Source organism: Kitasatospora sp. NPDC048194, assembly GCF_043202455.1.
GTDB lineage: Bacteria > Actinomycetota > Actinomycetes > Streptomycetales > Streptomycetaceae > Kitasatospora.
The window spans coordinates 73,828-94,984 of sequence record NZ_JBIDAK010000017.1 but is presented as its reverse complement, the minus strand read 5'-3'; the positions used below and the strand labels follow the sequence as shown (position 1 = coordinate 94,984).

The 21,157-nt window shown below is 73.3% G+C and carries 19 protein-coding genes and 1 pseudogene; 13 read left to right on the top strand and 7 right to left on the bottom strand.

The window, feature by feature from the left end; translation table 11 throughout:
- Positions 1-285 precede the first annotated feature (285 nt).
- The 3 genes and pseudogenes from ACGF07_RS21350 to ACGF07_RS21340 form a co-directional block, all read left to right on the top strand.
- Complete coding sequence (locus ACGF07_RS21350) at positions 286-1,209, top strand: pentapeptide repeat-containing protein (protein WP_392901128.1); 924 nt, start codon at positions 286-288, stop codon at positions 1,207-1,209.
- 549 nt (positions 1,210-1,758) lie between these two features.
- Positions 1,759-1,992 carry a hypothetical protein gene (locus ACGF07_RS21345; RefSeq protein WP_392901126.1) on the top strand — a complete coding sequence of 78 codons (234 nt, stop codon included), beginning with the start codon at positions 1,759-1,761 and terminating at the stop codon, positions 1,990-1,992.
- A gap of 323 nt (positions 1,993-2,315) precedes the next feature.
- Positions 2,316-2,477 (top strand): annotated as a pseudogene (locus tag ACGF07_RS21340) (oxidoreductase); the annotation flags it as partial.
- Positions 2,478-2,697: 220 nt separating this feature from the next.
- On the opposite strand, the gene def reads toward ACGF07_RS21340, so the two are convergent.
- A complete protein-coding gene (gene def / locus ACGF07_RS21335; protein ID WP_392901124.1) occupies positions 2,698-3,360 on the bottom strand; it encodes a peptide deformylase in 663 nt (220 codons plus the stop codon).
- Positions 3,361-3,465: 105 nt separating this feature from the next.
- Between def and ACGF07_RS21330 the strand changes: the two genes are divergently transcribed.
- From ACGF07_RS21330 to ftsH, 6 genes are all read left to right on the top strand, one after another.
- Positions 3,466-4,044, top strand: a complete 579-nt coding sequence (locus tag ACGF07_RS21330; RefSeq protein WP_392901122.1) for a winged helix-turn-helix domain-containing protein — start codon at positions 3,466-3,468, stop codon at positions 4,042-4,044.
- Positions 4,045-4,332: 288 nt separating this feature from the next.
- The gene (locus tag ACGF07_RS21325) at positions 4,333-5,157 is read left to right on the top strand and encodes a MerR family transcriptional regulator (RefSeq protein ID WP_350747887.1); all 825 of its coding nucleotides are present in this window, start codon (positions 4,333-4,335) and stop codon (positions 5,155-5,157) included.
- Positions 5,158-5,512: 355 nt separating this feature from the next.
- Positions 5,513-6,193 (top strand): DUF6461 domain-containing protein, encoded by a 681-nt coding sequence (locus ACGF07_RS21320; RefSeq protein WP_392901120.1) that lies wholly within the window; start codon positions 5,513-5,515, stop codon positions 6,191-6,193.
- 243 nt (positions 6,194-6,436) lie between these two features.
- Positions 6,437-8,005, top strand: a complete 1,569-nt coding sequence (locus ACGF07_RS21315; RefSeq protein WP_392901118.1) for an alpha/beta hydrolase — start codon at positions 6,437-6,439, stop codon at positions 8,003-8,005.
- A 140-nt stretch (positions 8,006-8,145) separates the two neighbouring features.
- Positions 8,146-8,772, top strand: coding sequence for a disulfide bond formation protein DsbA (locus ACGF07_RS21310; RefSeq protein ID WP_392901116.1), 627 nt, complete (start codon positions 8,146-8,148; stop codon positions 8,770-8,772).
- 200 nt (positions 8,773-8,972) lie between these two features.
- Entirely contained in the window at positions 8,973-10,952 is a 1,980-nt protein-coding gene (gene ftsH / locus ACGF07_RS21305) for an ATP-dependent zinc metalloprotease FtsH (protein WP_392901115.1), read from the top strand.
- Between the two features lie 6 nt (positions 10,953-10,958).
- On the opposite strand, the gene ACGF07_RS21300 is transcribed toward ftsH, so the two are convergent.
- Complete coding sequence (locus tag ACGF07_RS21300) at positions 10,959-11,399, bottom strand: Lrp/AsnC family transcriptional regulator (protein ID WP_392901113.1); 441 nt, start codon at positions 11,397-11,399, stop codon at positions 10,959-10,961.
- A gap of 371 nt (positions 11,400-11,770) precedes the next feature.
- Between ACGF07_RS21300 and nadE the strand changes: the two genes are divergently transcribed.
- The gene (gene nadE / locus ACGF07_RS21295; RefSeq protein WP_350747901.1) at positions 11,771-12,610 is read left to right on the top strand and encodes an ammonia-dependent NAD(+) synthetase; all 840 of its coding nucleotides are present in this window, start codon (positions 11,771-11,773) and stop codon (positions 12,608-12,610) included.
- A gap of 133 nt (positions 12,611-12,743) precedes the next feature.
- On the opposite strand, the gene ACGF07_RS21290 is transcribed toward nadE, so the two are convergent.
- From ACGF07_RS21290 to ACGF07_RS21280, 3 genes are all read right to left on the bottom strand, one after another.
- The gene (locus ACGF07_RS21290) at positions 12,744-13,478 is read right to left on the bottom strand and encodes a hypothetical protein (RefSeq protein ID WP_392901111.1); all 735 of its coding nucleotides are present in this window, start codon (positions 13,476-13,478) and stop codon (positions 12,744-12,746) included.
- A gap of 290 nt (positions 13,479-13,768) precedes the next feature.
- Positions 13,769-14,719 carry an SDR family oxidoreductase gene (locus ACGF07_RS21285; RefSeq protein ID WP_392901109.1) on the bottom strand — a complete coding sequence of 317 codons (951 nt, stop codon included), beginning with the start codon at positions 14,717-14,719 and terminating at the stop codon, positions 13,769-13,771.
- Positions 14,720-14,963: 244 nt separating this feature from the next.
- Positions 14,964-15,383, bottom strand: a complete 420-nt coding sequence (locus ACGF07_RS21280) for a DUF5997 family protein (RefSeq protein ID WP_392901107.1) — start codon at positions 15,381-15,383, stop codon at positions 14,964-14,966.
- Positions 15,384-15,441: 58 nt separating this feature from the next.
- Here ACGF07_RS21280 and ACGF07_RS21275 point away from each other — a divergent pair, with 58 nt between their 5' ends.
- Positions 15,442-16,287: a LysR family substrate-binding domain-containing protein gene (locus ACGF07_RS21275; RefSeq protein ID WP_392901105.1), complete on the top strand. Its 846-nt coding sequence runs from the start codon at positions 15,442-15,444 to the stop codon at positions 16,285-16,287.
- Positions 16,288-16,345: 58 nt separating this feature from the next.
- Positions 16,346-16,927, top strand: a complete 582-nt coding sequence (locus ACGF07_RS21270) for a DUF421 domain-containing protein (protein WP_392901104.1) — start codon at positions 16,346-16,348, stop codon at positions 16,925-16,927.
- Between the two features lie 99 nt (positions 16,928-17,026).
- On the opposite strand, the gene ACGF07_RS21265 is transcribed toward ACGF07_RS21270, so the two are convergent.
- The gene (locus tag ACGF07_RS21265; protein WP_392901102.1) at positions 17,027-17,749 is read right to left on the bottom strand and encodes a rhomboid-like protein; all 723 of its coding nucleotides are present in this window, start codon (positions 17,747-17,749) and stop codon (positions 17,027-17,029) included.
- A gap of 287 nt (positions 17,750-18,036) precedes the next feature.
- On the bottom strand, positions 18,037-19,443 hold the full coding sequence (locus ACGF07_RS21260) for a cytochrome P450 (RefSeq protein ID WP_392901100.1): 1,407 nt from the start codon (positions 19,441-19,443) through the stop codon (positions 18,037-18,039).
- 289 nt (positions 19,444-19,732) lie between these two features.
- Between ACGF07_RS21260 and ACGF07_RS21255 the strand changes: the two genes are divergently transcribed.
- Entirely contained in the window at positions 19,733-21,136 is a 1,404-nt protein-coding gene (locus ACGF07_RS21255) for an amidase (RefSeq protein WP_392901099.1), read from the top strand.
- The last annotated feature ends 21 nt before the right edge of the window (positions 21,137-21,157 follow it).

Genomic DNA, 21,157 nt, shown 5'->3' with positions numbered 1-21,157 from the left:
GTTGTCGGCCCTGCCCTTTCCCCCCCGTGGGGGCGCCCGGGGCACCACCCCCACCCCCCCCCCCCGGGGGCGGGGGGGGCCCCCCCCCCGGGGGCGCCCCCCCGACGGCGCATCACGCAGTGATTGCGACACCGCCCTCCAGCACCGCTGCGCCGTGCGCGCCCCGGCACGAGGTCGCCGAACGCGCCCTTGAAACCGCCCAACAGGGTCGCCAACGGTGTCACGGGGGGGAACTCAAGGGCGTGTTGCCGCAATGCGCGGCTCGCTGCATGCTTACCTGCCTACGTGAGGAAGGAAACCGGCGTAGCCATTGGGGTAGCCCTTTTCATTTCACTTTTTGTGTATGTCTTGTTTTGGGGCGTCTGGGGAATTGATAGCGTGCACAATAAATCCGGACAGGCGATGGCAACCATCGTTTCGGGAAACCGCGCGGCCATCGTTGCAGTAGGAGCGGGAATTGTAGCCGCCTTCGGGGCGCTAGCGACTGCGCGTGCCGCCCGGAAGACATGGGCGGTGCACCGAGATGGTCAGGTGACAGACCGCTATACAGCGGCCATCGAGCACCTGGCGTCGGACAATCAGGTGCAACAGCTCGGGGGGATTTTTGCTCTGGAGCGTATCATGCGAGATTCGCCACCAGATCAGCCTGCCGTTGCTGAAGTTCTAGCTTCATTTATCCGGAAGCATTCCCCTGCTAGCTCCAATCCTCCACTTCGAGTCAAGATCCCGGTCAAGGATCCAGTCCATGCGGCGCTGAGGATTCTGGTCCAGCGCCCGCTCCGTGACGAGGGTAGGCAGCTGAACCTCCGGGGGACAAATCTCAGTGGCATGGATATCGCCAATATTAACGCCAATCTCAAGAACGCAGATCTAATGGGTGCGGTGCTAGCCCATGCGCACTTGAAAGGTGCAAACTTCGAGAGCGCTAACTTGATTAATGCGAAGTTCTACCACGCGGACATGACGAACGTCATCCTCACTGACGCAGACATCAGCGGAGCAGACTTGAGCGACGTTCGCCGTGGCACGCTTACTGTCGATCAAGTGCTAAGGGCTCGCCCTTCCAGAACGACGGTCCTTCCGAAAGAACCTGCCGAAGAGTGGCTCGACCAACGCTTGGAAACGCACATCAAAGACCTTGACAGGGTCGGTAATCCTAAGCGGCCAGGTGGCCGGGGGGAATGTGGGTGCGAAATCCTTCGAGGATGAGACCTTCGGCTTCGCGTTGTTGTCGTGGACGCCGGTCCAGATCTTGTCCGCCTGGCCAGATGAGCGGTGCGCGCCTCGTCGCAGACTGTGAGTGGGTTGGGTGGAGTGTGGGCCAGCAGTCCGGGCTCCAGGCGGGTGTCGTCGATGGTCCACGACCTGCCTGCGCGCAGCCGCGTTCTGGCGCCGCGCGTGCCCCGGTGCCGCACGGCAGGCAGATCACCGGCCGATTGCTCAGATCGGCCAGCGGCACGCTCGTGCGGTCTGCGCGGTCGAGAAGCGGATCGCCAGGTGCGATAGCAGCGACCAGCGGAACATCGATCGCCGTCTGGCCACTCCGGGTGGGGTGCCTCCGTTGTGAGCCCGAGAACGGCGATATCGAGCTCGCCGGCCAGGGCCGCGGCCTGCATCCGCTCCGTGGTGTCCCCGGTGAGTGCCACCTCCACTGAGGGGCGGGCGTCGTGGAAGTCGGCGAGGAAGGCGCCGATGGCGAAGGCGTGGCCGGTGGCGCCGGAGACCAGCCCGAGCGTGACCCGTCCGTGCAGGAGCCCCGTGTCCGCCTCCACCGCCTGCTGCACCGCGTCCGCCGTGGCCAGTGCGGCATGGGCGTACGGCAGGACCGCCCGGCCCATCTTGGTCGGCGTCACCGACCGGCCGGAACGGTCGAGCAGACTACCGATGCTCTCCTCGCTCCTGCACGGCCTGCAGGACGCCATCGACCGCCGGGCCGGCGACCGCCCGGTCAAACCCCTGCACGACTTGCACGGTGGCGGGCCGGGGTGGTGAGGAGGAGCCGGCCGGCCGCGGCGGCAGGCTGGAAGTCCAGGACGCTGGTGAACGGGCCGATGATCCGCGCAGGGTGCGGTGGGTGCGGATGGCGCGGCGCCATTCACGGGTTGCGGTGATCGCGCCGTCGAACCAGGTCCGACCGCCGGGACGGTGGATGGTCAGCCGGTTGTCGTCGGCCAGGACCGCGGACCAGGCGGGGCGGGGATGGCGGTGTCGCGGCCGGACCAGCCCTCCTCGGTGACCAGCAGGCGGCTGGGGGAGGCGGGAACGACCAGCGCCGGGCGGCGGTCTGGCATCAACCGCGCCGGAGCGGCCCACCCGTGGCCGGGACCTTGGCCCGCCGGCTGTCTCCGGCGGACGCCGAGATCACCGTGGTCAACGCCGTGCCGGACTCCGTCCAGCGGCTGCGGCTGCACCGGCTCGCGGCCGGGCAGGCGACCGAGGATCGCCACCGTGCGCGGCACCTGCGCGTGGCCCGAGTCCGCCGTCGAAGCGGGCCGGGTGCTGTGCGCGGACGGCATCATGCTTCATGAGTTGTTGCAAACGACTGAACGCCTGAAACGCCCTCATGAAACACGCCGGGGGAGTTAGCAACGACGTCAAGCGCGTGGAATCGAGCGACTGCCCGATGTCCACCTGCGCGGCCCCGGTGGGCTCCGCCTGCCGGACCGGCAGGGCCAGGGGGGACCGGCTACCGGCGGCTCACCGGCCCAGGCCGGCGGCCTTCATCGCACGTCGGGCGAAGACCTCCTCGCGGCGGTCCGCCATCTGGCGCAGCGCATCCTTGCGGTCCCGTTTGGACAGCCGATCCAGGTAGGTGTGGCCGATGAGGTGATCGGTCTCGTGCTGCAGACAGCGAGCGAAGTAGCCGGTCCCCTCGATGACGAGAATCCTGCCGTCCATGTCGAACCCGCGCACCACAGCGTGATCAGTGCGGGGAACCGCCATGGCGGCACCGGGCACGGACAGGCAGCCCTCCAGGTCATCGACAAGTCGGCGGTCGCCCGGCTCGGGCAACTCCAGAACCGGGTTGATGATGTGGCCGACATGCCGGATTCCGTCGTCGTCCGGGCAGTCGTAGACGAAGAGCTGCACATCCACGCCAACCTGATTGGCAGCCAGGCCGGCCCCTTCGGCCACGTGCATGGTCAGGAACATGTCGTCGATCAGCGCCGACAACTCGCGAGTGCCGAACTCGGTCACCTCCCTGCACGGACGGTGCAGGATCTCCTCACCGACCACCGTGACCCGGCGAACCGAGCCCCGTTCAGCCTCGGGAGCCAGTGCCGGATAGGAATCGACGGGACGGCCCTGCACACGGACTCGCCGGTCGATACGACGGGACCCGTCATGGCGAACGGACATCGCTGCCTCCCCCTTCTGCGCACGCCACGCATGCCGCCGACGTGCCCTGGTCCTCCTCGCAAGGTCCCCTTGCGAAGTACTTTGCAAAGTAACAGACTTTGCAAAGTGACTGAAGAAGACCGCAACCCTCTGCGCAACCAGGCAAGCAACACCGGCGACGGGCTGCGCGAGCACGAGGTCCGCACAGCCCTGTTGGACCTGCTCGCCGAAGTCGGCAGCGCGACGGCGACCGAAGCCGCCGCCCGACTGGGCTTCAGCTCTGGACTCTGCTCGTTCCACCTTCGGCAGCTCGCACGCCACGGACACATCGAAGAAGCCCCCCGCACCGGGGGCCGCGCACGCCCCTGGCGCCTCAAGCAGCACGTCCCGAACGCCAATGCGCCCACGGCGGACCAGTTCGGAGACTTGACCAGAGGGCTGGAGGACGAGAGCTGGCAACGATGGTTGGCGCAACGAGACCAAGCGCCCTCCGAATGGCGCCATGACGAAGCCTTCAGCGCCGTCGCCTACCTGACTCCGGACGAGATGAGCCGGGTCGCAGACGTGATTCGACGGGTACTCACGACCTACCAAGACCGCGAACAACGCCCCCTGGCCCGACCCGAGGGCGCGCGACCGGTGGCCCTGATCACCCGGCTGTTCCCCTTGCTTCCCCCTGAGGCGGGCGACGAGGGCCAGGGCTGAGAATCCGAGGGCAGCAAGCTCGCGGTCTGACCGAAGACTGGCGGGAACTGCCATTCGGCCGTTACCGATGACCGAGCACCGGCGCAGGAAGTCGGGCCGGCCGACTTCCCGTGCCGGTGCTCGGGTGCGGCGGTGGCCGCCCGGCTCGGACGACGGCCCGGCGACGCCACCGGCGGCCGGCCCGCGATGATGCGCTGTGCCGCCGGCAGGCGCCGCACTCCCGTCGCCTCACCCCGTCGACGGCGTCTTGACCATGACACCGTGTGAGGCCCTGCACTGGGAGGCATCATGTTCACCATCGGAGACTTCGCCCGGCACGGCCGCGTGTCGGTCCGCATGCTGCGCCACTACGACGCGATCGGACTGCTGCGGCCCGCCCGCGTCGACGAGGCCAGCGGCTACCGCTTCTACGAAGCCGGCCAGCTCGCCCGGCTCAACCGCGTCATCGCCCTGAAGGACCTCGGCTTCAGCCTGCACCAGGTCCAGAGCATCCTGGACGAGCAGGTGAGCCCGGCGGAACTGCGCGGGATGCTGCGGCTGCGGCGGGCGGAGCTCGCAGCAGCGATGGCAGCGGATGCGAGGCGGCTGGCCCAGGTCGAGGCGAGGCTCCGGACGATCGAGAGCGAGGGACGCATGCCGTCCGACGACGTCGTGGTCAAACGCATTCCCGCGGTCCGGGTGGCCGAGCTGACCGGCACCGCCAGGACCGACGGACCGGAAGGAATCGGGCCGGTCATCGGACCGCTCTACGAGGAGCTGTGCCGTCGGCTCGCGACTGCGGGCGTCGCCCCGGCGGGCCCTGGCATCGCCTACTACGAGGCCTCACCGGACGGAGGCGAGGCCGTCACCGTCCACGCGGGCTTCATCGTCGCGGCGGAACCCCGGCCCGACTTCGACTTCGCGGTCGTGGACCTGCCGGAGGTCGAGACTGCCGCGACCTTCGTGCACCGCGGTTCGATGGACGAGGTCATGCCCAGTGTCCAGGCGCTGGCCCGGTGGATCGACGCGAACGGCTACCGCTCCGCCGGCTACGCACGAGAGCTCTACCTCGAATGCCCGGACGATCCCGACCAGTGGGTGACCGAACTCCAGGAGCCCGTCACGCGCGCGTGAACCCGGCTGCCGGATCCAGGACCATCCGCCGCACCTCACCGGCGCGGGTCTTCCGTACCGCGGCAACGCTGGCGGCCGGTTGGCGCGGGGGCCCGACGGGGTGGGTCCCCGCACGACGCAGGAGCAGGAAGTCGGCGGGGCCGACTTTCCGCGGGTGGCGGTCCTCAGGACTGGACGAGGAGGCGGCTGGCTCGGGGCGGTGCTGAGCTCGGATGTCCGCGCCGGCGCCGTGACTCGGGGGTGCCCCGTGCTGCCCCGGGCGCGGGCGTGGGCGGCTCCGGATGTCGGGGGCGTCGGCTAGGGTGCGACCCGGCCGGGCCCGTCCGTTCGCGGGCCGGCGCGAGGGGAGGGCGGCATGGGCGGCGGTGCGCGCGCGGGCGAGGAGCGGGGCGGTGTCGGCATCCAGTGGCTGGTGGACGCCGGCGGACAGGTCGACGGGGTGGTGTTCGCCCGGGGGATCCCGCCGGCGGAGTTGGCCCGCCGGATGGGGGCCGACCCGGCGGCCGTGAGCGGCCCGATCAGCGGGACGGAGATCTGGGGCCTGGACATCGAGGGCTACCGCCCCGGTGACGAGGGCGACGGGGTGATCCGGGTCGGCGAGGCGGCCGGCTGGGCCTTCGCGATCGAGTACGGCGACTCCACGGGTGGCGAACTGCTCACCGAGATAGCCCGCCACGGTGCCGAGGTGGTGCACTTCCGCCCGATGCCGGAGCAGCCGCCGGCCCTGCTCGACTACGCCCGGGACGGCGCGGTGCTGTGCGGCTTCGGGCTCGGCGAGGAGCGCTGGCGCTGGGGCAGGGAGCCCGACCTGCTGCTGCCGGAGCTGGTCGCCGCGAAGGTGCTGGAGGCCGACGGCGTCACCCCCTGCGGGTTCGGGGGCAGACCGTACGGGGCCGTCCGGCGCCGTGCCCTCGACGCGGTCGGACGGCGGTTCGGGCTGTGCCTGCCCCGCGCCGTCCTGGGCGAGCTCCGGCTGCCGGCCTACGTGGTGCGCGGCACGCCGGTGCTGGAGCCCGGCGCGGGCGGCCGGCGGTAGGGCCGCCACCGGTGGGCCGGTTGGAGCCTCACCCGGTCGGCCGGTGGCGGTCCCTTCGGCGCACGCCCTCCGTCCGGGGGTTCCGGCGGGCATCGCCGCGCGACGGCCCCTAGGGTCTGTGATGCGCCGACGGCGCCACGCGCCGGGGCGTACGCCGCCCGGCCGTGCGCCGGTGTGCTCCGCGCGCCCGAGAGCGAGCCGCCCGGCAGCCCCGAGAGGTGAACCCGAGAGGTGGACCGCTCCATGCACACCGTCGTCCGCGGCGCCGCCGCCCTCGGCCTGGCCGCACTTCTGCTCGCCCCCGCCGCGGGCTGCCAGAGCGGCAGCCGCTCCGCCGCCGAACCCGCGCCGACCTCCCCGGCCTCCGCCACCCTCGGCGGCCTGGCCGCCCAGCAACTCGCCTGGCACGCCTGCCAGGCCCCGAACACCGCCCAGGGCGGTGGCACCGCGCCCTCGGCGGACTGGCAGTGCGCCACCCTCAGGGCCCCGCTGGACTACGGCAAGCCGGACGGCAGCACCATCGACCTCGCGCTGATCCGCAGCAAGGCCAAGGACGACCAGCACCGGATCGGCTCGCTGCTCTTCAACTTCGGCGGCCCGGGCGCCTCCGGCGTGGCCACCCTGCCCGCGCTGGCCGACACGTACTCCTCCCTTAACACCCGCTACGACCTGGTCGGATTCGACCCCCGGGGAGTCGGCGCCAGTGCCGGGGTGACGTGCCTGGACGACCAGGCCATGGACGCCAACGCGGCGGTCGACGGCACCCCCGAGACGCCGGCCGAGATCAAGGCCCTGGACGACAGCAACGCGCAGTTCGCCGCCGCCTGCGAGCACAACTCCGGCGCGGTGCTGCCCTACGTGGACACCGAGAGCGCCGCCCGCGACCTCGACCTGATGCGGCAGGTGCTCGGCGACGGCAAGCTGTCCTACTTCGGCATCAGCTACGGCACCCAGCTCGGCGGCGTCTACGCGCACCTGTTCCCCCAGGAGGTCGGCCGGCTCGTCCTGGACTCGGTGGTCGACCCGACCAAGGACCCGGAGCAGAGCGCGCTCGGCCAGGCCCAGGGCTTCCAACTCGCGCTCGACGACTTCATGAAGGCCTGCGCCGCCCAGGCCGCCGAGGCCTGCCCGACCGGCGCCGGCGGCGCGGAGGGCACGACCCGGATCACCGACCTGCTGCGGCAGCTGGCGCAGTCGCCCCTGCCCACCGGCAGCGGGCGCAAGCTCACCGAGACCCTGGCCGTCACCGGCATCGCCGGCGCGCTGTACAGCCGGCAGACCTGGCCCGCGCTGGCCTCCGGACTCACCGAGGCCACGCAGCAGGGCAGCGGCGACACCCTCCTCCAGCTGGCCGACGCGCTGCTCGGGCGGGACCCGCAGGGGCACTACAACAACCTGAGCGCGGCCAACCGGGCGATCTCCTGCCTGGACGCCCGGCAGCGCTACTCCGACCAGGACGTCGAACAGCGGCTTCCGCAGTTCCGCGACGCCTCCCCGGTGTTCGGCACCTTCACCGCCTGGGGCCTGACCGGCTGCACCGGCTGGCCCGTCCCCGGCAAGGCCGACCATCCGGAGGTCTCGGCCGCAGGGGCGGCGCCGATCCTGGTGGTCGGAACCACCGGCGACCCGGCCACCCCGGTGGAGGGCGCCCGCACGATGGCGCAGCAACTCGGGTCGGGCGTCGGCGTCACCGTGACGCTGAACGGCGAGGGCCACGGCGGCTACAACACCGGCAACCCCTGCCTGAAGCAGACCGTCGACGCCTACCTGTTGGACGGCACGGTGCCACCGGACGGGACGACCTGCAGCTGACGCCCGCCGCGCCGGTGGCCGGGCGCAGGACCGTCCGCAGCCGTCCGGCGACGGCCCTAGCGTCCGGCCACGGCCCTAGCCCGAAGTGGACCAAAATGCAGAGCGGTGATTGGCCCTTCGCCGTGGTCCAATCGGCTCCTATGATCGTCGACGTGACGACGAAAACCACCAAGGTCGACTTCTACTTCGATCCCGTCTGCCCCTTCGCCTGGATCACCTCCCGGTGGATCCTCGAGGTCGAGAAGCAACGCGAGCTGGACCTCACGTTCAGGGTGATGAGCCTCTCCGTCCTCAACGAGGGCCGCACCGACCTGCCCGAGCGCTACCAGCGCCTGCTGACCACGGGCTGGGGCCCCGTCCGGGTCTGCATCGCCGCCGCCGAGAAGCACGGCGAGCACGTCCTGCGCGACCTCTACACCCAGCTCGGCACCCGGCTGCACGACCAGGACCGCGCTGCCGACGACACGGTCATCCGCGAGGCGCTGGTGGCGGCCGGGCTGCCCGAGGAACTGGCCGAGGCGGCCGGCAGCACCGCGTACGACGTCGCGCTGCGCAAGAGCCACCACGAGGGCATGGACCCGGTCGGCGAGGAGGTCGGCACCCCGACCATCCACGTGGACGGGGTCGCCTTCTTCGGCCCGGTGCTGAGCGCGATCCCGCGCGGGGAGGACGCCGTACGGGTCTTCGACGGCGTGCGGCTGCTGGCGGGGTACCCGAAGTTCTTCGAGCTCAAGCGGACGCGGACGGGATCGCTGGACTTCTCCTGACCGGCGGGCCCGCCGCTCAGCCCGTGGTGCGACACCGTCCGCTCGGCCACCCGCTCGGCCGTTCACTCGCCCTGCCCCCGGCCCCTCGCTCGGCCTCCCATCCGGGGCCGAAGGGGCCGACCATGGAGGGTAGGGCTCCGGGTCCTGCCCAGGGCAGGGCCCCGGGCGGGACGGACGCCCACGGGAGGCGGTGAGCGCGGATGACCGTACGAACGCGTCTGCGTGCTGCCCGCCACGCCGCGACCCCGCCCGGGCCCGGCCGCACCTCCGGCGGCCCCGGTGGCCCTGGTGGCCCGGGCGGTCCTGGTGGGCCGGGCGGTCCCGGCGGCCCCCCGCCCAAGCCCCCCGCCCCCTCCTGGCGCCGCTGGCTGCTGCCCGTCGCCGTCCTCGCCACCCTGCTCCTGCTCGTCCTCTTCTCCCGCACCGCCCCGACCGGCGCCCGCTACGGTTACACCGACTTCCTCAACCGGGTCGACGCCGGTCAGGTGCAGACCGTGAACGTCAGCGACACCGGTGGCGTGAACGGCATCCTCAAGGACGGCACCCGCTTCACCAGCCAGATCCCCACCGCCCTGGACACCTCCCAGCTCAGCCGCGCGCTCTCCGACCAGCACGTGAACGTCACCGCCAGCCGCTCCGGCGGCAGCTCGCTCTGGTCCACCCTGCTGCTCTTCCTGCCGCTGCTGATCTTCGGCGGGCTGTTCCTCTGGTCGGGCCGGCTGGCCGCCCGGTCGCTCGGCGGCGGACTGAGTGCGATCGGCCGCTCCCGGGCGAAGATCATCGAGGCCGAGCGGCCCGCCACCGGATTCGCCGACGTGGCCGGGTACGAGGGGGTGAAGCAGGAGGTCAGCGAGGTGGTCGACTTCCTGCGCAGCCCGGAGCGGTACGCCGCCGCCGGGGCCAAGGGGCCACGCGGTGTGATCATGGTCGGTCCGCCGGGCACCGGAAAGACGCTGCTCGCCCGGGCGGTGGCCGGAGAGGCCTCGGTGCCGTTCCTCTCGGTGACCGGCTCGGGCTTCGTGGAGATGTTCGTCGGCGTCGGTGCCTCACGGGTCCGCGACCTCTTCGACGAGGCCCGCAAACGCGCGCCGTCCATCATCTTCATCGACGAGATCGACGCCGTCGGCGGCCGCCGGGCGGGCGGCTCCCGGATCGGCGGAAACGACGAGCGCGAGCAGACCCTCAACCAACTGCTCGCCGAGATGGACGGCTTCGACCAGAGCACCGGAATCGTCGTCATCGCCGCCACCAACCGGCCGGACGCCCTCGACCCGGCCCTGCTGCGCCCCGGCCGCTTCGACCGGCAGGTCACCGTGCCGCTGCCGAACCAGGCCGAGCGGGCCGCCATCCTCGCCGTGCACACCCTGGGCAAGACCCTCGCCCCGGACGCCGACCTCGACCGGATCGCCCGCGGCACCCCCGGCTTCTCCGGCGCCGATCTCGCCAACCTGGTCAACGAGGCCGCGATCAACGCCGTCCGCGCCGACCGCTCCACCATCACCGCGGCCGACCTCGACGACGCCCGCGACCGGGTGCTGCTCGGGCGCCGGGAGTCCTCCAACGCCCTGCTGCCCGAGGAGCGCCACGCCGTCGCGGTGCACGAGTCCGGCCACGCCCTGGTGGCCGCGCTGTGCGAGCACGCCGATCCGGTCGCCAAGGTGACCATCCTCCCGGCGGGCGTCGCGCTCGGCGCCACCGAGCAACTCCCCGAGGCGGAGCGGCACCTGTACAGCGAGAGCTACCTCACCGACCTGCTCACCGTGCAACTCGGCGGCCGGGCGGCGGAACTGGTGGTCTTCGGCGAGGGCTCGACGGGCGCCGCCAACGACCTCGCCAACGCCACCTCGGTGGCCACCCGGATGGTGCGCGAGTTCGGCCTCTCCCCGGACCTCGGCCCGGTCGGCTACTCCAGCGGCTCACCGCAGTACCTCGGCGAACACCCCGAGGACATGCTGCGCCGCCCGTACTCCGAGCAGACCCAGCGCACCGTGGACGAGGCGGTGGCCGCGCTGCTGCGCCGCGCCGAACGCCGGGCCGTCGAACTGCTGCGCCGGCACCGGCACCACCTGGACGAGCTGGCGGCCCTGCTCGTCGCCCAGGAGACCGTGGACGGCGGCGTGGTGCTCGACATCCTGCGGCGCCCCGTACCGCTGTCCAAGGAGCCCGAAGGCAGCCCCTGACCGGCCTCAGGGCGCCGGCGGGCGCTCGAGGAAGGTCTCCAGCACCACGGTGGCCCGGGTGCCGCTCACCCCGACGACCGCGTAGAGGCGCCGCAGGACGTCCTGGAGCTGTTCGGTGGACGCCGTACGGACCTTCACCAGCACCGGGGCGCTGCCCGCGATGACGTGGGCCTCCTCGATCTCCGGTATCGCGGCGAAGGCGGCGGCCGAATCGCCCGCCCACGCCGAGGAGTCCACCAGCACGACGGAGAGCACCCCAGCCCGAGGCTGCGCGTCCACCTCCACGGTGGTGCGGCGGACCACCCCGCGCTCCCGCAGCTTGCGCACCCGCTCGTGGGTGGCCGCCGCCGACAGCCCCACGGCCCGGGCGAGGGCCGCGTACTCCCCGAACGACGCCGGGGTGGGGCTCCGGCGGCACGGCCCGGTTCTCCGACCCGGACTTCGCATCACCTCCGACCACGACGGGCGCCCGCTCGACGACGACGACAGCAGGGCCGGCCACATCCGCGCCTTCGACATCGGCGCGGACGGCTCCCTCGGCGGTGACCGCGTCGTCGCCACCGGGGACGGCCGCCGGTTCGACGACATCCGCTTCGACCTCGACGGCCGGCTCCGGGCGGCCGCCTTCGAGGACGGCGACCCCTGCTACGCCCCGACGGCGACCTCATCGGCCGTATCCTCGTCCCCGAGCCCGTCTCCGACCTCACCTTCGGCAGCCCGCAGAACAACCGCCTGTTCATCACGGCCACCACCTCGCCGTACTCGCCGGTGACGTCGGTGACGGGCACCGACCGAGTGGCCACCCCGAAGGAGCCGGCATGACCGAGACCCCGCCCGCGGACCTCCAGCGGCAGATCGCCCTCGCCCTGGGCGTGGCGCCCGTCCCCGACCCCGCCAAGGAGGCCGACCGCCGAGTGGACTTCCTCGCCGAGCAGCTCCGGGCCGCCGGCGCCCGCACCCTGGTGCTCGGCATCAGCGGCGGCGTCGACTCCACCACCACCGGCCGGCTCTGCCAGCTCGCCGTCGAGCGGCTGCGCGCCGAGGGCTACCGGGCCGGCTTCACGGCGATGCGGCTGCCCTACGGCGTCCAGGCGGACGAGGCGGACGCCCAGCGTGCGCTCGACTTCATCCGCGCCGACGAGGTGCTGACCGTCGACATCAAGCCCGCGACCGACGCCGCCTTCGACGCCCTCCTCGCCGCCGGGCTCACCTTCACCGACCACGCCCACGAGGACTTCGTGCGCGGCAACGTCAAGGCCCGCCAGCGGATGGTCGTCCAGTACGCGGCCGCCGGCGCCTCCGGCGGCCTGGTCGTCGGCACCGACCACGCGGCCGAGGCCGCCGTCGGGTTCTTCACCAAGTACGGCGACGGCGCGGCGGACGTCATGCCCCTGTCCGGCCTGACCAAGCGCCAGGTGCGCTCGATCGCCGCCGTGCTGGGCGCCCCCGCCGAGCTCGTCGGCAAGGTCCCCACCGCGGACCTGGAGAACCTCGCCCCCGGCCGCCCCGACGAGGACGCCCTCGGCGTCGGGTACGACGCCCTGGACGACTTCCTGGAGGGCCTGCCCGTCAGCGACGAGGTCTTCCAGACCGTTCTCGGCCACTACCGCCGCACCGAGCACAAGCGCAGCCTGCCGATCACCCCCGGCCAGGCGTGACCACTCCGGCCACCCGCTCGGGCGGCGGGCTCGGCCTGCGGACCGGCTGACCGGTCCCGGTACCGGTCCTGGTCCCGGTACCGGGAGGAGGGGTGCCGGGCGGCCGAGCGGCCGGCCGACGGGTGACGGCCGGTCAGTCGCCGTCCGCGTCCGGCTCCGGGGTGGGGGCGCCGGCCGGCTTGAGGCCCACCTTGGCCTCGGCCGTGGTCCAGTCGGCGGCGATCGCGGCCTGGGCCGCGGCCAGGGTGATCTGGCCCTTGCAGATCGCGGTGTGCAGGTGGGTCTCCACCGAGTCCTTGGGGTTGTTCGGCCCCTTGCCCGGGACGTGGCCGGGGGAGGGCGGCTGGATCCAGAGGTTGCGGGGGTCGTTGGGGTCGCCGCCGAGCTGCAGGCTGATCAGGTGGTCGTACTCGGCGTCGCCCATCGGGCCGGTGTAGCCGTAGGACTTGGCGTTCTCGGCCTTCTCCTTGCCGGTGATGTTCGCCGGCGGGCGGATGGTCGAGGTGTAGCCGCCCGGCTTGCAGATGGTGTCGTTGAGGTTGCCCTGGTTGACCGCAGGGCTGATCGCGCCCGGGGTGCAGTTCGGGTCGGGCAGCGGCTGCTGGTCCGCCGTGTAGCGGAAGTGGCAGCTGCCCGCCGCGGGCTGCGGCTGGACGGTGTAGGAGCTCTTGGGGCCGGGCCCGGTGGCGATCGCGGCCGGAGCGGGCTGGGCGGCGTCCCCGCCGGCCGTCGGGGCGGCGCTGTGGGTGCCGCCCTTGCCGTGGGCGCTGTCCTTGGCGGTGTGGCCGCCGCCGGACGAGCAGCCTGCGGCTGCGGCGAGCAGGACGGCCGCGGCTATGGCGAGAGCGCCTCGGGCGGGAGCCGGCACGGAGTTCCTCCAGGTCGTCAGGTGCGGCGCGGCCGACCGGCGGGAGTGCCGGGGCCGCGCCAGCGGACCTTACCGTGTCGCGGAGGCCGAAGGGGTGACGCTGTGTCCGGGCGCGGGAGGACCGGGCCGGGCGCGCGGAATCGTTTCCGCGTCCTCGGCGTGCGCACGGTGGTGGAAGCCCCGCTCCGGCCGGGCGCGAACCGATCGGGCCCGGCCGGGGCGCGGCCGACGTGACAGCAGGTGCGGCGTTGTCCGTTCGCCGACGAACGGGCTGGCGGAGGCTCGGGTGCTCAGCGGTACGACTCGGGCGCGGCCGGCCGGCCCGCTTCCTGCACCTCCACCAGGTAGCGCCAGCAGTCCGGCCGGCTGCCGTCCCGGTCGGTGAAGCCGTACACCCGGGCCAGCTCTCCGCTGGAGAGGGACCGGCCGTTCCACCGGGACACCTCGGGGTCGGCGGCCAGCGCCGCGACCGCCCGGCCGACGTAGTACGGGCTCTCCGAGATGCCGAAGTGCGGCTCCCCGGCCAGCGCGTAGCGCCAGTTCTCCTCGGTCACACCGAAGTGGTCCAGCATGATCTCGGAGCGCATCCACCCCGGGGTGAGCGCCACTGCGGTGGCCCCGCGCGGGCCGAGCTCGTGGCCGAGCGAGAAGGCCATCCGCAGGACGGAGGACTTGGCCAGGTCGTAGAAGAAGGAGTTGCGGTAGGTGGTGCGGTTGTACTCCTCCGTACCGTCCGTCATCTCGACCACCAGGCCGCCCGGGTGCTTCAGCAGCAGCGGCAGTGCGTAGTGGCTGGTGATTGCGTGGGTCTCCACCGCCAGGCGCAGCAGCCGCAGGCCGTCGTCCAGGCTGTGCTCCCAGAGCGGGGTGTTCCAGCCGAACAGCTTCTCGCCGCCCCAGATGTCGTTCACCAGGACGTCCAGCCGGCCCTGCTCGGCCTCGATCCGCTCCACCAGGGCGGCCACCTGCTCCGGGACCAGGTGGTCCGCCGGCACGGCGATGCCGCGGCCGCCCGCCGCGGTGACCAGCTCGGCGGTGTCCTCGATCGTCTCCGGCCGGTCGTACTCCGAGCGCTGCTGCCGCGTCGTGCGGCCGGTCACGTAGACCGTCGCGCCCGCAGCGCCGAGCTCCACCGCGATGCCCCGGCCGGCGCCCCTGGTCGCCCCCGCGACCAGCGCGACCCGTCCGTCCAGCGCCCCCGCCGGCGCTCCTGCCCCTGACCCTGCCGCTGCCCCTGCCATCCGCTCGTCCTCCGCCCGTCGTCCGTCCGACTGTGCTCATGGCTGTGCCGGCGCCCGTCCGTGGACGAACGCCGGCACCATGAAAGCGCAGGGCACTGACAATCGGCCCCGGAGCCCGCGAACCGGCAGGTCAGCGAGGTGACCGGTCAGCGGGGCGACGCCGGTCAGGCTGCGGAGGGACGCCGGGCGGACTGCGGTGCGGCCGCACAGCGGGGCGACGGCAGGCAGGCCGCGGGGCGGTGGATCAGCGCTCCCGGGACTCCTTGGCGGCCTTCTCGGCGGCCTCCTTCTCGTGCTTCGCCTTGATCCGGGCAGCCTCCTTGCGGACGTCCACCTGGTTGGCGCGCTCGTGCTGGAGCCAGAGCGGGTTCTCGGCCTTGATGGCCTCGATCTGCTCGGTGGTGAGCGCCTCCGTCACGCCGCCGCGGGCCAGGCCGGAGATCGAGATGCCCAGCTTGGCGGCGATCACCGGGCGGGGGTGCGGGCCGTTCCTGCGCAGCTCCTGGAGCCACTGCGGCGGCTCGGCCTGCAGCGCGTTCAGCTCCTCGCGGGAGACCACGCCCTCCTGGAAGTCGGTCGGCGCCGCGGCGAGGTAGATCCCCAGCTTCTTGGCCGCCGTGGCCGGCTTCATGGTCTGGCTGGTCTTCTGCTTGAGCGGTGTCATGAGGACAAGGGTAAGGGAGTGCGCGGGCGCCTCCGGTCACGGTCGGTAGCCTTGCCCTGTGACAGACATGCAGGTGAACCCGTCCTTCCGGCTCGCGTACGTCCCGGGCGTGACCCCCGGCAAATGGGCCCGGGTCTGGGTCGAGCGGCTCCCGGACGTCCCGCTCGACCTCGTCGCGGTCCCCTCCGGGGACGGCGAGCGGACCGTGCGGGAGGGCTCGGTGGACGCCGGCCTGATCCGCCTGCCGGTCGACAAGGACGTGCTCAGCGCGATCCCGCTGTACACCGAGACCACGGTCGTGGTCTTCCCCAAGGACCACTGGCTCGCCGCCGCCGAGGAGGTCACCCTCGACGACCTCGCCGACGACGTCGTCTTCCACCCGCTCGACGACACCCTCGGCTGGGCCGCCGACGCCCTGCCGGGCCGTCCGGCCATCGAGCGCCCGGCGACCACGGCGGACGCCGTCGAGCTGGTCGCGGCCAACGTCGGCGTGCTGCTCGTCCCCCAGTCGCTGGCCCGGCTGCACCACCGGCGGGACCTCACCTTCCGGCCGGTCGTGGAGGCGCCGCAGTCGCAGGTCGCGCTGTCCTGGCTGCAGGAGCGGACCACGGACCTGGTGGAGGAGTTCATCGGGATCGTCCGCGGCCGCACGGTCAACAGTTCGCGCGGGCGCGGGGCGGGGCAGGCCACCGGCGACGCCGCGGCCGCTCCGGCGAAGAAGGCGGCGCCCCAGCGCAAGCCGCAGCACCAGAAGGCGGGCGCCGGACAGCAGCGGGCCGGCCAGAAGGGCGCCCAGAAGACGGGCGGCCAGAAGGCCGGTGGACAGAAGCCCGGCGCCCAGAAGGGCGGGGCCCGGGGCGGGGCGGCCGCCGCCAGGCGCGGCAAGCCGAAGCGGCGTGGTTAGCGGCCGCGTGGCGTAGCGTCAGCCCCGTTCCGGACAGTCGCGGTGGGAGGAGCGGGCCGTGTGGCATGACCTGGTGGTCGTCCAGATTCCGATCGGGGAGAAGATCCTCCGAACGGTCGCCGTCTACGTACTGATCCTGGTCCTGTTCCGGCTCGCCGGGAAGCGCGGGCTGGCGGGGCTGAACACCTTCGACATGGTGGTCGTGTTCCTGCTGTCCAACGTGGTGCAGAACGCGATCATCGGCAACGACGACAGCCTGCTCGGCGGCGCCGTCGGCGCGGTCACGCTGATCGCCGTCAACGCCGTCATCACCCGGTGGCTCGCCCGGGACCCGCGCGCCGCCCGCCTCCTGGAGGGCCGCGCCACCACGGTGGTCCGCGACGGAAAGCTCGTGCCCGGTGCGCTGCACGACCTGGCGCTGCGCCCGTCCGAGCTGGAGCACGCGATCCGGATGCAGAACGGCGACGCGGTCGGCGACGTGGCCCGTGCCCGGTTGGAGCCGGACGGGCAGCTGCTGGTCACCCTCCGGGCGGCCGAGCGGAGCGCCACCAAGGGCGACGTCGACGAGTTGCGGGAGCGGCTGGCGGCGATCGAGCGGCTGCTGACGAACCTGGCCGCCGACGGCCGTCCGCCCCGCTGAGCCGCTCGGGGCGGTGCGCCCGCTCGGGGCCGTCCGCCCCGCTGAGCCGCTCGCGACTGTCCGCCCCGCCGACACCGCTCGCGGGCTGCCGCCGGTGGCTCAGCCCTTCGTGCGCACCGCCGCCGGTGCGCCGGCGCGCTCGCCCGCGGTGGCCGCCGTGACGCCGGCGACGACGAAGCCGAGGGCGGCGGCGAGGAGGTGGCCGACGGTGGTGAACTCCGGCAGCGGGCCGCTCCAGTCGCCGTCGCCGGCGAGCGGCCAGGCGAGGACGAAGGCGGCCCAGGGCAGTCGGGCCCAGCGCGGCAGTGCGAGCACCACGAACGCGAGGGCGGCCTGGGCACCGTAGCTGATGCCGTAGTCCGAGGCCGCCCGGACGCTCGGCGGGTACCAGCCCTGCCGGAGGGCGAGCAGGATCACCCCGGCGGTGATCAGGGTGGCGCCGACGTGCCCGGCGAGGAACACCGCGGCGGCGCGCAGCGTCCCGTAGCGGCGCTCGGCCCAGGCCAGGCCGACGACGATGCCGAGGCCGAGGGTGATCAGGGTGCCGCCGAACCCGGTCGAGGCGATGTCGGTCAGGGTGCCGTCGTAGAGCAGTGCGCTGCCGACGAGGGCCCGGACCGGGTGGTCGTGCAGGTTGTCCAGATTGGTGCTGATGTAGCCGCGCAGGTCGTCGGCCTCTGCGGGGGAGAGTCCGTACTCGACCCAGGCGTGCCCGAGCAGGAGCAGGCCGACGTAGCCGGAGGTCATCGGCGAGCGGCGCGGGTACGTGCGGACGGCGCGCAGCAGCCCGGTCAGGAGCCCCAACAAGGTTCGTGCGTTCATGGTCTGATGGTGTCCCGGTCGAACGGCAGGTCCGGCCGACGCGTCTGCGGCCGGCCCCGGCGGGACAGTACCGAACGTCGGCCGCCCCTCGCCGGGCGCGTCCCTCACCCCTCGCCGGGCAGGTCCCCGCACCGCCGGCGGGGACGCCCCCGCGGCCTCGCCCGGCGCGCTCCTCGTCCGGCGCGCTCCTCGTCCGGCGCGCTCCTCGTCCGGCGCGCTCCTCGTCCGGCGCGCTCCTCGTCCGGCGCGCTCCTCGCCCGGCGCTCCTCACCCGGAACCGGTGCTGCTCACCTGGCCCGGCGGGTCAGCCTCGCCGTGAAGGGCCGGGGGGAGAGCGCGGAGCCGCGGGCGGGACGCACCGGGCGGCCCGGGGTGGGGGTGACGGTCCAGTGAGCGGCGATGGTGGCGATGGCGAGGGCGGCTTCGGCGGACCCGAAGGCCTCTCCGACGCAGCGGCGGGCGCCGAGGGCGAAGGGCACGTAGGTGCCCGGCGCGGGGTGGGCGGTGGTGAGCCAGCGGTCGGGGTCGAAGCGGTCGGGGCACGGGAAGAGGTCGGCCCGGCGGTGCAGCAGGTAGGGGCTGACCAGGACGGTGGCGCCGGCCGGGATGCGGTGGCCGCCGAGTTCGGCGTCGGCGGCGGCGGTGCGGCTGAGCACCCAGGCGGACGGGTACAGCCGCAGCGTCTCGCTGACGATCCGGGCGGTGAGCGGCAGCGCGGGGAGGTCTTCGTACCGGGCGGGGCGCCCGTCGAGGACGGTGTCGAGTTCGGTGTGCAGGCGGTCGCGGACGGCCGGGTTGGCGGCGAGCAGGGTCCAGGCCCAGGAGAGGGTGGTGGCGGTGATCTCCACCCCGTTGAGCAGCACGGTGGCCACCTGGTCGCGGACCTCGGCGTCGGACAGGCCCTGACCGTGCTCGTCGCGGGCGCTGAGCAGGGCGGACAGCAGGTCGTTCCGGTCGGTGCCGGCGGTGCGGTAGGCGGCCAGGTGCCGCTGGGTGATCTCCCGCAGGTCCCGTTCGGCTCGGCCGAGGCGGCGGCCGACCGGGGTGGGGATCCGCTCGGCGGCCCGGAAGGGGAAGCGGAACGGGGACGGAACCCGGAACGGGGCCGGGAAGCGGAGGGGGAGCGGCGGCAGGAGCGGGCTCCGGCGGGCGGCGTTCCCGGCGACCGCGTCCACGCACGCCCGGAAGCGCGCCGAGTCGGCCCGTTCGTGGGCGGCGAACAGGCAGCGGGCGGTCACGGCGGTGGTGAGCCGGTGCATCGCGGAGGGGACGTCGACCACGTCGCCGTCGCGCCAGGAGGCGGTGGCGCCGGCGATCTCCTCGGCCATCATGGCGGCGTAGCCGGGCAGCCGGTCGCGGTGGAACGCGGGCCGCAGCAGCTGGTGTTGGCGTCTCTTGCCGGCGGCGGGGCAGCCGGCGGGGCCGGTGCCGAAGGCCCGGCGGCCCTGGTCGGCGTCGCCGCCCGCCTCGAAGGTGCGGTCGTCGGCGAGCACCCGGCGGACCAGTTCGGGGTGGCAGGCGACGTAGGCGTCGAGCGGGCCGAGCCGCAGCCTGACCAGGTCGCCGTGGGCGGCCAGACCGGCGACGAAGGCGAAGGGGCGGCGGAGGAACGCGGGCGCGTGGCCGAGGAGGGGGAGGGCGCCGGGCGCGGTGGTCGAGGTGTACCGGGTGGTCGGGTGGTACTGGGTGGTCAAGGGCGTCACCTCGGGTGGGGAGTGACCGGATCGACGGGCGAACTGGATCTTTCCCGGGGCCCGTCGACCAAACGGTTCGTGACCGGCGGGTGGGGTGAACGCGGGGGCGCATGCCGAACGCCCGTGCGCCGTTTGGGTCTTGACTATCCGCCGGAAGATCGTCGACGGGAGGGCACCGGCGTGGGGGTACCGGGCGGTGGCGCCAACTGCCTAGACTGCGAAGCTCTTGCGAGACTACCGGCCAGTACTACCGGGCAGTAGACCGCCCGGCGGGGAATGGGGAGTTGGGATGACCGACGAGCGGGCCCACGCGTTCACCGACGACGCCCTCGGCGCGCACGACGCGGTGGCGCTGGCCGCCCTGGTGCGGTCCGGCGAGGTCAACCCCCGGGAACTGGTCGCCGCGGCCGCCGCCCGCGCCGAGCGGATCGACGGTGCGCTGCTGCCGGTCGCCCACGCCTCGTACGAGCGGCCGCGGATCAGCCGGGAGGGCGTCGCCGGCCCGCTCTGGGGCGTGCCGACCTTCCTCAAGGACAACGTGGACCTGCGCGGCCTGCCGACCGCCATGGGCAGCGAGGCCTTCCGGGCCCGCCCGGCCCGCCGCAACGCGCGCTTCACCGACCAGTTCCTGGCCACCGGCCTGGCCGTGCTCGGCAAGACCCGGCTGCCCGAGTTCGGCCTGAACGCCTCCACCGAGTTCGCCACCGCCCAGCCGGTGCGCAACCCGTGGAAGCCCTCGCACTCGGCCGGTGCCTCCTCGGGCGGCTCGGCGGCACTGGTGGCCGCCGGGGTGGTGCCGATCGCCCACGCCAACGACGGCGGCGGGTCGATCCGCATCCCGGCGGCCTGCTGCGGGCTGGTCGGGCTCAAGCCCACCCGCGGCCGGCTGGTGACCAACGCGCAGGGCGGCAAACTGCCGATCGACCTGGTCACCGACGGGGTGGTGACCCGCTCGGTGCGCGACACCGCCGCGTTCTTCGCCGCCGCCGAGCGCCACCGCCGCAACCCGAAGCTGCCCCCGCTCGGCCTGGTCGAGGGCCCCGGCGGGCGCCGGCTGCGGATCGGGCTGGTGGTCGACTCGCCGATCGCCAAGACCGACGAGCCGACCCGCCGGGTGGTCGAGGAGACCGCGGCCCGGCTGGAGGCGATGGGCCACCGGGTCGAACCCACCACCCTGCCCTTCGGCGAGGAATTCTCCCGCGACTTCCTCTCGTACTGGGGCTACATCGCCTGGGTGATCGCCGTCACCGGCCGACTGGTGCTCGACCCCAGCTTCCGCAGCGGGCGGCTGGACGGCCTGACCACCGGCCTGCGCCGCCGCTTCCAGACCGAGTTCCCGCGCACCCCGGGCGTGCTGCGGCGGCTGCGCCGGGCCGAGGCGGTGTACGCGGGGATCTTCCGGCACCACGACGCGATCCTCTCCCCGGTGCTCGCCCACACCGCCCCGCCGATCGGCCACCTGAGCCCGAACGTGGCCTTCGACGAACTGGTCGACCGGCTGCTGCGCTACGTCGCGTTCACCCCGGTCAACAACGTGACCGGCGGCCCCGGCATCGCCCTGCCCACCGGGGCGGCACCGAGCGGACTGCCGATCGGGGTGCACCTGTCGGCCGCGCACGGGCAGGAGCGACTGCTGCTGGAGCTGGCCTTCGCGCTGGAGGCGGACCGGCCCTGGCGGCGCATCCAGGACTGACGGGAGGGGCCCGCCGACGAC

Coding starts and splice junctions, on each gene's coding strand:
- def (WP_392901124.1), bottom strand. CDS start 3,360: ATGTCCGTTCGCCATGACGGGTCCCGTCGTATCGACCGGCGAGTCCGT.
- ACGF07_RS21325 (WP_350747887.1), top strand. CDS start 4,333: ATGTTCACCATCGGAGACTTCGCCCGGCACGGCCGCGTGTCGGTCCGC.
- ACGF07_RS21320 (WP_392901120.1), top strand. CDS start 5,513: ATGGGCGGCGGTGCGCGCGCGGGCGAGGAGCGGGGCGGTGTCGGCATC.
- ACGF07_RS21315 (WP_392901118.1), top strand. CDS start 6,437: ATGCACACCGTCGTCCGCGGCGCCGCCGCCCTCGGCCTGGCCGCACTT.
- ACGF07_RS21310 (WP_392901116.1), top strand. CDS start 8,146: ATGATCGTCGACGTGACGACGAAAACCACCAAGGTCGACTTCTACTTC.
- ftsH (WP_392901115.1), top strand. CDS start 8,973: ATGACCGTACGAACGCGTCTGCGTGCTGCCCGCCACGCCGCGACCCCG.
- ACGF07_RS21300 (WP_392901113.1), bottom strand. CDS start 11,399: ATGCGAAGTCCGGGTCGGAGAACCGGGCCGTGCCGCCGGAGCCCCACC.
- nadE (WP_350747901.1), top strand. CDS start 11,771: ATGACCGAGACCCCGCCCGCGGACCTCCAGCGGCAGATCGCCCTCGCC.
- ACGF07_RS21285 (WP_392901109.1), bottom strand. CDS start 14,719: ATGGCAGGGGCAGCGGCAGGGTCAGGGGCAGGAGCGCCGGCGGGGGCG.
- ACGF07_RS21280 (WP_392901107.1), bottom strand. CDS start 15,383: ATGACACCGCTCAAGCAGAAGACCAGCCAGACCATGAAGCCGGCCACG.
- ACGF07_RS21265 (WP_392901102.1), bottom strand. CDS start 17,749: ATGAACGCACGAACCTTGTTGGGGCTCCTGACCGGGCTGCTGCGCGCC.
- ACGF07_RS21255 (WP_392901099.1), top strand. CDS start 19,733: ATGACCGACGAGCGGGCCCACGCGTTCACCGACGACGCCCTCGGCGCG.